Consider the following 12,660-nt stretch of genomic DNA (forward strand, 5'->3'; position numbering starts at 1 on the left):
CATGAATTTTAAATCTTTTAGTTTCGCTCCTGAAATCATCCAGGCGTTGGACGAACTTAACTATCACACTCTTACGCCCATTCAGCGCGCAGCAATCCCTGCTGTTCGTAAAGGTAAAGACGTTTTAGCCAGTGCACAAACTGGTACCGGCAAAACTGCCGCGTTTGCTTTACCTATCATCCAAAAATTGGTTGAGTCTGAACTCAGCACAACGAATGCACCTCATGCATTAGTCCTTGCGCCAACGCGCGAACTTGCAGAACAAATTGCAAATAACTTTAGAGATTTTGCAAAGCATACATCGCTTAAAGTAGTGAGCTTATTTGGCGGTGTTAGCACTGCCGGCCAAGCAAATTCTTTAAAAGAAGGCGTTGATGTTGTTGTTGCAACACCGGGTCGTTTATTTGACCATATTCGTTTAGGTAACTTAAGCCTTGCAAGTGTTAAGCACCTTGTTCTTGATGAAGCTGACCGTATGCTTGATATGGGCTTTATTGAAGATATGCAAAATGTCATTAAAAGCTGTGCAGAAGAGCGCCAGATTTTACTGTTCTCTGCAACATTCCCAGCAGCGATTAAACAATTTGCATCTAAAGTATTGAAACAAGCCGAAATAGTACGTGTTGATCAAACTAACAGTACAGCAAGCACGGTTGAGCATGTTGTTTACCCTGTTGAAGAACGTCGTAAACAAGAGCTACTTTCTGAATTAATTGGTAAGAAAAACTGGCAACAAGTGCTTGTATTCGTAAATATGAAAGAAACAGCAGACGAGCTTGTAAAAGAGCTTAACCTTGATGGTATTCCGGCTGGCGTTTGTCACGGTGATAAATCTCAAGGTAATCGTCGTCGTGCACTTCGTGAATTTAAAGAAGGTAAAGTGCGCGTATTAGTGGCTACAGAAGTGGCTGCTCGTGGTATCGATATTGACGGTTTACCGCGCGTAATTAACATTGATTTGCCATGGCTTGCAGAAGATTACGTGCACCGTATTGGTCGTACAGGTCGTGCAGGTCGTCAAGGGCAAGCTATCTCATTTGTGAGCCGTGAAGAAGAAAACACCTTGTTCGAAATTGAAACGCTAATTGGTCAAAAGATTAAGCGTGTATATTTAGAAGGTTACGAAGTGAGTAACCGTGAAGTACTGATTGATAAAATTGGTAAAAAACCAGCGCATTTACGCCGTACACGCGCTAATAAATTATCAGGGCAGGCAACGGGTGAAGCTCGTGCAGTTAACCGCTCACGTATATCAAGTATTCGTAAAAGCTTAAAAGGCGAAAAACTGTCACTTAAAAAGTCATAGTTAACGCCGTTTAGTTTAAAAAAACCTGAGTTTACTCAGGTTTTTTTGTGCCTTGTGAAAACACCTCTCGAAAAATAGTAACACCATTAAGTAATAAAACACTTGACCAATGGTGTTAACAAAAAGAAGTTTAAACGTTTTCTAGCATAGAGAGTGCAACGGCTTCAGCCGCTTTAATACCGTCAATACCTGCTGATAAAATACCGCCAGCGTAGCCTGCGCCTTCACCTGCTGGGTAAAGCCCTTTAGTATTAATACTTTGGAATGTTTTATCACGCTTAATGCTAATAGGCGACGAGGTACGTGTTTCAACGCCGGTTAATAATCCATCGTTAGTTGAAAAACCACGAATTTGTTTATTAAACGCAGGTATTGCTTCGCGAAGTGCATCAATAGCAAATTGTGGAAGTACTTTACTTAAATCCGTTAATTTAATACCGGGTGTATAAGACGGTTGCACTTCACCTAAATCTGCAGATGATTTGCCTTTTAAAAAATCACCAATTAACTGTGCTGGTGCATCGTAGTTACTACCACCAAGCTCATACGCTTGCTCTTCCAGTTTGCGTTGTAAATCTATACCAGCAAGTGGATTGCCTGGGAAATCTTGCTCTGGTGATATACCTACCACAATAGCGCTGTTAGCGTTACGCTCACTTCGTGAATATTGGCTCATACCGTTGGTAACAACGCGACCTTTTTCAGACGTTGCAGCAACTACGGTGCCACCTGGACACATGCAAAAACTATAAACTGTGCGACCATTATCACAATGATGAACAAGTTTATAATCGGCAGAGCCTAAAATAGGGTTACCCGCGTTTGTACCAAATCGACATTCATCAATCATTGACTGTTTATGCTCAATTCTAAAACCAACTGAAAATGGTTTAGCTTCAACATAAATGCCTTTTTTGTGGATCATATCAAACGTGTCGCGAGCACTGTGGCCAACAGCTAATACAACATGGCGAGTGTTTAGTTGCTCGCCATTTGAAAGCGTTAAACCTGTGACTTGCCCGTCGTCTAAATGAATATCGTCAACACGTGTGCTAAAGCGAATTTCACCGCCGAGTTCAATAATGCGTGCGCGCATTTTTTCAATCATGGTGACAAGTTTAAATGTACCAATGTGCGGCTTACTCACGTATAAAATTTCATCGGGGGCGCCTGCTTCTACAAATTCAGTAATGACTTTACGGCCGTAATGTTTTGGATCTTTTACTTGGCTGTATAATTTACCGTCTGAAAACGTACCTGCGCCGCCTTCACCAAATTGTACGTTTGACTCTGTATTGAGTGTACGTTTACGCCAAAAGCCGAATGTGTCTTTTGTGCGCTCGCGTACTTCTTTACCGCGCTCTAATATAATGGGTTTAAAGCCCATTTGAGCAAGTAATAAGCCAGCAAATAAACCACACGGACCAAAACCAATAACCACAGGGCGCTCTGTTATATTTTCGCTGGTTTGGGCTACAAATTTATAGTTTGTGTCTGGCGCTACTTTTACATGTTGATCTTTTTCAAATACAGCGAGTAGCTCGGCTTCGTTATCAACTTCTATATCGAGTGTATAAATAAGTAAAATAGCTGATTTTTTACGTGCATCATAACCACGTTTAAACACATTAAAGCTGTGCAATTGTTCTGGTTGGATTTTTAGTTTATTTACAATGGCTTGGCCTATTGCATTTTCGTCATGATCAAGTGGCAGCTTTATTTCGGTTAAACGTATCATTTATATCTCTTTTAGGTGTCATAGCGGGGATTTATTTACCGCTCACAATAAGGGGATGCAGGGCACAACGGGTGTGCAAACATTAGGCGCGCATTTTACGTTAAAATAGGGTGATATGGCACTTATTTATTGTATTTTTGGAGTGGATGGGTATGATCCACAACTGTTGTTTAAAATCTTAGGTATTAAAATAGTATGGCGTTTGTAGTTACCGAAAATTGTATAAAATGTAAGTACACCGATTGCGTATCAGTGTGCCCAGCAGATGCATTTTTCGAAGGCCCTAATTTTTTAGCTATTAGCCCAATTGACTGTATTGATTGCGGTTTGTGCGTACCTGAATGTTCAGCTGATGCTATATACCAAGAAGATGAATTACCTGAATCCCAAAAAGAGTTTACAGAGCTAAACGCGGAGCTTGCACTAGTATGGCCGCGAATTACACAAGTAAAACCCGCCCCTGATGATGCTGATATGTGGAATGGGGTGGCAGATAAACTGAAACTCCTCGACACATAACGGGTAAAAATAGTACGCCTTTATTATTAATTAGTTAATATTTTGCATTATAATTTTTGCAAGGTATTAACAAATGTACCTGCATAAATTACAATCCAACTTAACAGTTGCTCTTATTGAGTCAGATCAGTTTAAATGGATGTTTATGCATTATTTTATAATTATAAAAAAACAACTATCTCTTTTCTTATTAACGCTAGCCTTGTTGACTAGTGCCAACGCTTTTGCCGATAAGCAGCATTTTTCTCTAGCCCGTATTGACGATAATATTACAGTCGATGGCGTTATGGATGAACCTCAATGGAAAAATGCGACGCACATTCCTCTCATTTACCAAGATGAACCCAATGAAAAAGGGGTGCCGCCAGTAAAAACGGATGCTTATATTTATGATGACGGTACTAACTTGTATGTTGCTTTTATAGCGCAAGATCCTGATCCAGAACAAATACGTGCATCTTTACGTGACCGAGATACGCTTTGGCAAGATGACGTAGTCATTCTTGTTATTGACACATTTAATGATGAGCGCACGGGCTACGAATTTCATGTCAATCCGCTTGGCGCGCAGGGCGATATTCGCATGACCGATACTGATGGGTGGAGCTCTGATACTTCATGGAATGCTATTTGGGATAGCGCTGGAGAAATAAATGAGGAAGGCTATGTTGTTGAAATGCGTATTCCTTTCAAGGCACTGCGTTTTCCTGAGAATGAGAAAGAGCTGACATGGGGCTTCTCAGTGATGAGAAACTACCAAAGAGATGTGCTATATCAGCTATCAAACATGGGCTTTGATCGCGATGTAAAATGCAGCCTTTGCCAGTTTGATAAAATAACCGGATTTAAAGAAATTGAGTCAAGTAGCAATGTTCAACTTACACCCACATTAACGACGTTACGCCACGATACTAAATCAAAAGTTCCAGGTGATTGGAATAATGGCGATATTGACACCGAAGTGGGTTTAGACCTGCGTTGGGGCTTAACAAAAGATGCCGTTATAAACGCAACCATTAACCCTGATTTTTCACAAGTAGAAACCGACTCACTAGAGCTTGATGTTAATACTACATTCTCAGTTTACTATGCTGAAAAGCGACCATTCTTTTTAGATGGCGCATCTTATTTTAAAAGCAACTTATTTGAGCTTTTATACACGCGTACGATTGCAGAGCCAACAATAGGTGCAAAGTTAACAGGGAAAACAGGCGATCATAGCTATGCACTTATGTTAGCGGATGACGACAATAGTAATATTTTGCTTCCAAGTAATCAAAACTCAAGTGTTGCAGCTTTAAATGATAAAACGAATGCTGCCGCAGCAAGGTATCAGTTTGATATGGGCGAAAACGGCACAATTGGTATTTCAAGTACTCACAGAGAGAGTGATGATTATCATAATACAGTCTTATCGGTAGATGGTAGCTATTGGTTTAATCAGTCAGACACGTTTATGTATCAGGTTGCTACAGCTGATACGCATAACTCTAATTTTTTAGTTAAAAATTATAGTTTAGCAGAAACGCAATCTGATCAAGCTTACTCATTAGAACTCACTCGTGATAAACGAGATTATAAATTATTTACATCGTATGAAAATATTGGAGAAGATTACCGAACTGATTTAGGTTACCAAGAGAAAGTTGACTACGAAAAAATTGTTTTTGGTGGCGGACAGACATGGTACCGAGATGAAAGTGACTTATTGACGTCCTGGTCATATGAAGCGGACTGGGATAAAACATGGGCGAAAAATGGTGATTTACTTGAAGAAGAGCATGAAGGTTTTTTAAGCTTTAAAGGCCAAAAACAGTCCACTTTTGAAATTGGCTTCGTACACCGCTATGAAAATTATAACAATAGTTTCTATAACCAAAATATTGGTTATATTTACACCACTTTTAAACCCAATAAAGATTTAATGGTTTCGTTATACGCTGAGTATGCAAGTCGTATTGATTACGCAAATGAACAACTAGGTGATGTACTCAATACGCAAACTCAAGTGGTATGGGATATTAACGATCATTGGCAGCTTGACGTAAAACATAAATATAGTCAGTTAGATAATCCGCAAAATGAGCGTGTATTTACTGCTAACTTAATTGATTTTAGACTTTATTATAAGTTTAATATGCGTTCAATGCTCAAGTTAATTTTACAATTTGAAGATATTGATAAAAATAAAGACGCATATTTTTATCAAGTAAGCAGAACGAATAAGGATTACGGTAGCCAGCTTGTTTACTCGTATAAAATTAACGCACAAACATTATTTTATTTAGGTTACTCAGACAAAGGTTATCAAGACGATAAACTCAATAGTGTTGAGCGAGATAAGCGTACATTTTTCACAAAAGTGAGTTACGCGTGGCAGTTGTGATAATGTGTGTGCATTTACGTGCATAAATTAACGCTAAACATCTCGGGGCTTTAAACAATGGTTTATAGCCCGAACTTAAAGCACTTAATCAGGCAATAACGTAGCATAAATACCAAACATGCGCTGCTAGGGGGAGTTTACTCTTTGCTGCCTACATGGATGTCATAGGTAGGTACTTGAGAAAAATTTTAAGTAAAGCCTTAAAAATTTGGCTCTACCCCATACTGAAATACTTCTGTTTTTCGATCGCGTTTGGGGTGCGTACTAGCTGCATTTTCTCTCAGAAAATCAAATGCTCCATTAACTGCATTTAATAATCCTTTCCTATGCTTTCTAATAATCGCTGTTAATATGTTAATCCACAAAACTCTCGTTGTTTTTGCTACTGTCATTGTAGACATTTCAGTTTTGAATATCTTTTCAATACAGCTAGTTAAGAATACTTTAAGCGTGGTTACTATCTAAACGACATAAAAAAAGCCTCATAAAGAGGCTTTTTTAGTAATTTTTGAGTTACAAATCAAATGTGCGTGAAATTGCTAAAACAATACGCTCATCTGCATAATCGTAATCTAAGCTTGTGTTTTCAGCCGCTACTTCAATACCAAATCCTTCATAGCTTGTTTGATAAGCTAGGCGATAATGGTTGTAAGATTTCTTCTGCTTTGCAGGATCCCATAAGAATTTATCGCCATCAAGTGCATTTGAAATATCAAAGCTTGCACGTATTGCATGATTTGGCGCTATTTCAAACGTGTGCGCAATCATAGAAATTACATGGCCTGTATCGTAACCAAAGTAATCCCAGCTGTACCAAAAGTTAAGTTCTGTTTGGCCATATTCACTGGCATAACCAAATTTAGTGAATGCCTCAGCGTAGTTACCGTCACTGTTATTACCTTGGTAAGTGTAATAAGCAATACCGTAGTCAACACTAAATTGCTCATTAAGTTGCACGTACTTGCCTACGTAAGCATCAAGCTCAAAATCAGTGTCATCACCAAAATCTACATTTGAAGCCCACACACCAGCGTAGACGCCGCTATCAAAAGCATAATCTAAGCTACCTTGAATCGCTGGATCGTTGTCTGTTTGTGTTACACCATTAAAGGTGTAGTCAGACGCTGCTGTGATTGTTGTTGACCAATCAGCTGCCGCAGTTGTTGATAAAAGTGCAAATGGTAGTGCTACTACAAGTTGTTTTAGTTTGTTATTCATCATTAATCCCTAGTGTACTGTGTCTATTTTTTTGTAATCTATTTTGTTTGCTTTTGGTGAACTGTCTATATCTGTTACTGTTTTGAATTTACTGTACCCAATAAATGCAGCGCAGATAAAGAATAAACCTATAACGAGTGCACCGACCCATTGAATTTGTAGAAATTCTAATTTGAACAATAGTGTAAGTAACGACAAAGCGACAACATTTCCAAGTATATATTTCATTTTACCAAAACGTTTCACGGTAAAGTTTAGGTTATCCGTATATAAACGCACTAACGAATCGAGTGAGTTAATAACAAATACGATACCTACAAATACCATGGCAAAGTTTTTGATTCCTTGAGTTGGAATACCTGCTTCGTGGTAGTGATAAAGTACGCTAAACCAAATTGCGATTGGAATAGAAGGGAAAATTAACATTGCCCCTAATACTTGGTAGGTTTTAAGCCCGCCGACAAAGCGTGATGTAAATTGACCAATCATTATGCTCCACGCAAACCACCAGAATAGATAGAATTCATGGTAATCATTTAGCGGTAACACAAATTGATTGATATTAGCAAAGTAAGTACCAATTGAGCCTAAGTTATTTGTAAATGCAGACATTTCGCTGTCGCCAATTACAAATGCGCCAACCCACATAAAACCAATGAGTGCTAAGAATAACCAAGTGGTAGCAATACTTAAAATACGCACATATTTAATGTCGGTACTTGAATACACTGCAAAACATATTGCTGCAAATACAATAAAGTAAAACTCAGTGACTACGCTGGTGCCATCACCTAACTCAGGTAAGTACCAAGGTAGATTGGTCAATAATAAATAAGCGGTAAATGCACACGTACCAATAATTACAACATTATTGATAAATTTAACCCAAGGAATTTCGAAAAATTTAACTTTAGGTTCTATTACACAGAAATAAAAGCACGTAAGAAAGTAAAATCCCCAGATCAAGAATCCCCAATAGCCAAATTCTATAGCAAGCGGGTTTGCAAACGCGTATTCTGGGCTTGCTTTTATGTCTGCATAACCTGCAAACTCAGTTAAAGGAAACATAATAAGGCCAACATCAAGGCCAGAAGTAAATAGTATTGCTATAAATGTGAAGGTTCTTACTGGTGTTACACCTACTACGCGAACATTACCCCATTTAATTAAAATAGTGATAATGGCAAGTAAGGTAAAAATGATGCCTGCATTAAGCCAAATAGTCATTGTTACCCTCCAAAGATGAATAAAAATAATTCATAAGCACTCCGTATTTTATTGTTTTGTTCTTGCATAAACACAACGTAACCTATTTACATCGTGTGCCACTGCAAGGCACGCATTGATTTAGCCCGACGAGGCTAAATCAAGCACATGGCTAAAGTTAGAACTGTGTACTTCGTTGCGTTTCTTGCCAATTTGACGTTATGGCAACATTCACATCCGATTTTGGTAAAGGTTTGTTCCCTAAAATTATATCTGCCGCTTTTTCGGCAACCATAATGGTTGGTGCATTCAAGTTTCCGTTAGGGACGGTTGGAAAAATAGACGAATCAACAACGCGCAAGCTTTCAATCCCATGTACCTGCGTATTTGAGTTAACTACGGCCATATCATCTTCACCCATTTTGCACGAGCAAGAAGGGTGGTAGGCACTTTCTACAGCTTGGCGTACAAAGGCATCTATTTCTTCATCTGTTTGAATATGTTTACCTGGTTGAATTTCTTCATCGCGGTATTCATCAAAGGCTGTTTGTTCGATTATGTCGCGTGTTAAGCGAACGCACGCTCTAAAGCCTTCAATATCATCTTGATGTTCAAGGTAATTGAATAAAATCGTTGGTGGTTGCTCAGGGTTCGCTGAAGCAATTATTACACTACCACGGCTTTTTGGTTTATTATGGCCAACATGTACCTGAAAACCATGACCTGCAAATGCACTTCGTCCATCGTAACGCATAGCCGCTGGTAAAAAGTGATACTGGATATCTGGCCATTCAACGCCTGGTTTTGAGCGAATAAACGCACACGATTCGAAATGATTCGTTGCACCTAAACCCGAACGTGTTAATAACCAGCGCGCGCCAATCAACCCTTTTGAAATAAGCCCTAATTTGCCATTTAGCGTGATTGGCTGCTTACATTTGTATTGAAAGTAAAATTCGAGATGATCTTGTAAATTTTGACCAACACCTGGTAGATGATGCTGTACTTCAACGCCTGCTTTTTCAAGCGCTTGAGTATCACCAATACCAGAGAGTTGTAAAATATGTGGAGAGCCGATTGGGCCTGCACTTAATATAACGTCTTTTGCAGCATGCGCGGTTTTAACATCGCCATTTACTTTGTATTCAATGCCAGTGGCTTTTTTACCATCTAAAATCACGCGTTGTGCCAGTGCACCTGTAATAATCGTTAAATTACTACGCGATTTAACAGGGTCTAAATACTCACGAGACGCAGAGCTGCGCACGCCGTCTTTAACGGTCATGTGCATTGGGCCAAAACCCTCTTGCTGCGACGCGTTGTAGTCATCGCTAGAAGCATAACCGGCTTGTACACCTGCTTTTATAAACGTGCGGTAAAGCGGGTTTTTCATTTCGTTGCCGTTATTAACGCCAAGCGGGCCTTTGCCACCACGGTAAGTATTTTCACCAAGGTAAAAGCTTTCTGCTTTTTGAAAATACGGTAAACATGATTGGTAATCCCAACCCTCAGCACCGTGTTGTTGCCATTCGTCAAAGTCTTTAGCGTGACCGCGTACATACACCATGCCATTAATAGATGACGAACCGCCTAATACTTTGCCTCGTGGACAATGCATCTCACGGTTATCTAAATGAGGCTCTGGTTGTGTATGAAACTGCCATGCGTATTTGTCACTATTCATTGGGATAGATAACGCGGTTGGCATTTTTATAAAAATGCTTTTATCACTGCCACCGGTTTCAAGTAACAAAACACGGTTACTTGAATCTTCAGACAAGCGATTTGCTAAAACACAACCCGCCGAGCCTGCGCCAACAATAATATAGTCGTAATGATTACTCATAGTTAGGCGCCTTAAAATGGACTTTCTATGTCGGCCATACCAACATAAATAGATTTGGTTTGCGTGTATTGATCAAGCGTTTGAATACCATTCTCGCGGCCAATACCCGATTGCTTATAACCGCCAACGGGCATTTCAGCAGGTGAGTTACCGTATGCATTAATCCAACAAATGCCAGCTTGTAGTTGATGAATAACGCGGTGCGCACGTTTGATATCGGTAGTAAATACGCCAGCCGCTAAGCCTAGGTGTGTACCGTTAGCGCGTGCAATCACATCGTCTTCATCGTCAAAAACAAGCACGCTCATTACTGGACCAAATATTTCTTCTTTAACGATAGTCATCTCGTCATTACAATCAATAAACACAGTTGGTGCTACAAAGTATCCATTAGGTGCAGATTCAGGTGAAAGCGTTGTACCACCGGTTAGTAGTGTTGCGCCTTCTTCAATACCTTTATGAACGTAGCTCATTACTAGGTCTTGGTGCTTTTTAGAAATAAGTGCGCCAAAGTTTGTATTTAAATCTTGTGGGTCGCCAGCAATAATGTTTTTCTCAGTGCGCGCTTTAAGCTCATCAATAAACTGCTGATAGATATTTTTATGAACGTAAATACGTGTACAGTTAGTACAAATTTCGCCTTGCGTATAAAAATTACCTAGCATAGCGGCGCTAACCGCTTGCTCAATGTTGGCATCATCAAATACTAATAGTGGAGATTTACCACCGAGTTCCATCGTGACATCTTTTAACGTACCGGCAGCACTTGCCACTACCTTTTTGCCTGTACCCACTTCACCCGTGAAGGATACTTTGTCAATCTCGCTGTGCTGCGTCAGCCACTGGCCTACGTCCCCAGCACCTTGAACAACATTAAACACACCTGCAGGTACGCCAGCTTCAACAAATACTTCTGCAAGTTTAAGAGCGCCCAGTGGCGTTTCTTCTGATGGTTTGAATATAAATGCATTACCCGCTGCAAGAGCAGGGCCCGACTTCCAACATGCAATTTGTAGTGGGTAGTTCCATGCACCAATACCCGCACAAATACCTAATGGTTCTTTACGTGTGTAGTAAAAGTCATTACCAACCATTTGCTGTTGGCCAACTTGTGCTGGCGCCAAGCCTGCAAAGTATTCAATTACATCAGCGCCAGTTTCAATATCAACACAATTTGCTTCTTGCATTGGTTTACCTGTGTCGAGTACTTCGACTAGTGCTAGCTCATCGTTGCGCTCGCGTAAAATAGCCACTGCTTTTAATAAAATACGGCTACGCTCGATTGGCGACATTGCTGACCACTGGGCAAAACCTTGTTTTGCACTTTCAATAGCTGCGTTTTGAATAAATTCGTCGGCAATTTCTACTGCGTAAATAACTTCGCCTGTTGCAGGGTTTGTTACATCAAATGTTTTGCCGCTCTGGTTTGCAAGGAAATGGCCGTTAATAAAATTTTGATAGACAGGTGTAGTCACGCTAAGCTCCATATTGCTTTATAAGTGAAAGTACGTAGTTTTTTGCTAACTTTTCACTGTGTTTAAACTGATTATTGTCTGACTTGCTCAGTACTGCTCTTAACCATAGGCCATCAATCATTGCGGCGCTAAGTTCTGCAGCTTGTTTTGCTTGCTCAGTAGGCATTAATTGCTTAAAAGAAAATGCTAAATTACTTTGCAAGCGTTTACTGTTTACGTTTTGTAATCTGTGTAGCTCTTCGTCATGCATCGATTGCGCCCAAAAACTTAACCACGTTCGGGTTGTATCATTACGCTGCTGTACAAGTGCAAAGTTGGCTTCAATAATAAACATTAAACGTTCAATGGCATTTGTTTGACAGCTGACCTTGCCTATCAAATCTTGCTTTAAGCTTGTTAATAAGTACCTTACAGTGGCTTCAATGAGCCCCTGCTTACCACCAAAATAATGACTTATTATGCCTGACGATAAACCCGCATTTTTACTAATGCTGTTTATAGTTGTCCCTTGCAGTCCTTTATTAGCAACTGACTCTATAGTGGCGTCAATTAACTGCTGACGCCTGACCGGTTCCATTCCTACTTTAGGCATAATTTTTATTAATTGAACGTTCAATAAAGATAAGCTTAAGGTAATAGCTCTAACAATTCAAGGCTGTGCTGAACATATAGATGCCAAAGTGTAGACAATTTATTAATATTTTTATAACTAATGAGTCAAGCGCTAGAATTTTCAACTCGATTTAAAATCAATGAAAACAATGGGTTAAATTAATTGTGATTGCACGTATACAGAGTAACGATTTCTTTACTGATATAAGCAGGTAAAAAGATTAAAAAATCGTTAGTAGGTTAATAGTTAGAGTGCTAATAGTATTATTTTAATACAACCAAAAGTAAAAGGGCTAATTACTTAGTGTTCTAATAAATAGCAGTCAAGCATAATATGTGTATTTAAATTGCGCA

The 12,660-nt window shown here is 39.4% G+C and carries 10 protein-coding genes; 3 read left to right on the forward strand and 7 right to left on the reverse strand.

Annotated elements, in window-relative coordinates; genetic code table 11:
• The first annotated feature begins 1 nt into the window (after position 1).
• On the forward strand, positions 2-1,306 hold the full coding sequence (locus ACJJVZ_RS02440; RefSeq protein WP_193156623.1) for a DEAD/DEAH box helicase: 1,305 nt from the start codon (positions 2-4) through the stop codon (positions 1,304-1,306).
• A gap of 130 nt (positions 1,307-1,436) precedes the next feature.
• On the opposite strand, the gene ACJJVZ_RS02445 is transcribed toward ACJJVZ_RS02440, so the two are convergent.
• Positions 1,437-3,044 (reverse strand): NAD(P)/FAD-dependent oxidoreductase, encoded by a 1,608-nt coding sequence (locus ACJJVZ_RS02445; protein WP_405597817.1) that lies wholly within the window; start codon positions 3,042-3,044, stop codon positions 1,437-1,439.
• A 195-nt stretch (positions 3,045-3,239) separates the two neighbouring features.
• Here ACJJVZ_RS02445 and fdxA point away from each other — a divergent pair, with 195 nt between their 5' ends.
• Positions 3,240-3,563: a ferredoxin FdxA gene (gene fdxA / locus ACJJVZ_RS02450; RefSeq protein WP_077535191.1), complete on the forward strand. Its 324-nt coding sequence runs from the start codon at positions 3,240-3,242 to the stop codon at positions 3,561-3,563.
• A gap of 145 nt (positions 3,564-3,708) precedes the next feature.
• Complete coding sequence (locus ACJJVZ_RS02455; RefSeq protein ID WP_273050185.1) at positions 3,709-5,949, forward strand: carbohydrate binding family 9 domain-containing protein; 2,241 nt, start codon at positions 3,709-3,711, stop codon at positions 5,947-5,949.
• A 200-nt stretch (positions 5,950-6,149) separates the two neighbouring features.
• Here ACJJVZ_RS02455 and ACJJVZ_RS02460 read toward each other — a convergent pair whose 3' ends face one another.
• The 6 genes from ACJJVZ_RS02460 to betI form a co-directional block, all read right to left on the reverse strand.
• Positions 6,150-6,350, reverse strand: a complete 201-nt coding sequence (locus tag ACJJVZ_RS02460; RefSeq protein ID WP_259398947.1) for a hypothetical protein — start codon at positions 6,348-6,350, stop codon at positions 6,150-6,152.
• Positions 6,351-6,462: 112 nt separating this feature from the next.
• A complete protein-coding gene (locus ACJJVZ_RS02465) occupies positions 6,463-7,167 on the reverse strand; it encodes a TorF family putative porin (RefSeq protein WP_405597821.1) in 705 nt (234 codons plus the stop codon).
• Positions 7,168-7,176: 9 nt separating this feature from the next.
• Complete coding sequence (locus tag ACJJVZ_RS02470) at positions 7,177-8,394, reverse strand: BCCT family transporter (protein WP_405597823.1); 1,218 nt, start codon at positions 8,392-8,394, stop codon at positions 7,177-7,179.
• A 157-nt stretch (positions 8,395-8,551) separates the two neighbouring features.
• Entirely contained in the window at positions 8,552-10,219 is a 1,668-nt protein-coding gene (gene betA / locus ACJJVZ_RS02475; protein ID WP_405597825.1) for a choline dehydrogenase, read from the reverse strand.
• Between the two features lie 11 nt (positions 10,220-10,230).
• Positions 10,231-11,694 carry a betaine-aldehyde dehydrogenase gene (gene betB / locus ACJJVZ_RS02480; protein WP_193156628.1) on the reverse strand — a complete coding sequence of 488 codons (1,464 nt, stop codon included), beginning with the start codon at positions 11,692-11,694 and terminating at the stop codon, positions 10,231-10,233.
• A 1-nt stretch (position 11,695) separates the two neighbouring features.
• On the reverse strand, positions 11,696-12,271 hold the full coding sequence (gene betI, locus ACJJVZ_RS02485; protein WP_193156629.1) for a transcriptional regulator BetI: 576 nt from the start codon (positions 12,269-12,271) through the stop codon (positions 11,696-11,698).
• Between the last annotated feature and the right edge of the window lie 389 nt (positions 12,272-12,660).

The sequence above is a fragment of the Pseudoalteromonas sp. Ld19 genome, from assembly GCF_045064135.1.
Lineage (GTDB): Bacteria > Pseudomonadota > Gammaproteobacteria > Enterobacterales > Alteromonadaceae > Pseudoalteromonas > Pseudoalteromonas aliena.

What these genes read in the sequence shown, in the direction of transcription:
- ACJJVZ_RS02440 (WP_193156623.1), top strand. Translation starts at nt 2, where the DNA reads ATGAATTTTAAATCTTTTAGTTTCGCTCCTGAAATCATCCAGGCGTTG.
- ACJJVZ_RS02445 (WP_405597817.1), bottom strand. Translation starts at nt 3,044, where the DNA reads ATGATACGTTTAACCGAAATAAAGCTGCCACTTGATCATGACGAAAAT.
- fdxA (WP_077535191.1), top strand. Translation starts at nt 3,240, where the DNA reads ATGGCGTTTGTAGTTACCGAAAATTGTATAAAATGTAAGTACACCGAT.
- ACJJVZ_RS02455 (WP_273050185.1), top strand. Translation starts at nt 3,709, where the DNA reads ATGCATTATTTTATAATTATAAAAAAACAACTATCTCTTTTCTTATTA.
- ACJJVZ_RS02460 (WP_259398947.1), bottom strand. Translation starts at nt 6,350, where the DNA reads ATGTCTACAATGACAGTAGCAAAAACAACGAGAGTTTTGTGGATTAAC.
- ACJJVZ_RS02465 (WP_405597821.1), bottom strand. Translation starts at nt 7,167, where the DNA reads ATGAATAACAAACTAAAACAACTTGTAGTAGCACTACCATTTGCACTT.
- ACJJVZ_RS02470 (WP_405597823.1), bottom strand. Translation starts at nt 8,394, where the DNA reads ATGACTATTTGGCTTAATGCAGGCATCATTTTTACCTTACTTGCCATT.
- betA (WP_405597825.1), bottom strand. Translation starts at nt 10,219, where the DNA reads ATGAGTAATCATTACGACTATATTATTGTTGGCGCAGGCTCGGCGGGT.
- betI (WP_193156629.1), bottom strand. Translation starts at nt 12,271, where the DNA reads ATGGAACCGGTCAGGCGTCAGCAGTTAATTGACGCCACTATAGAGTCA.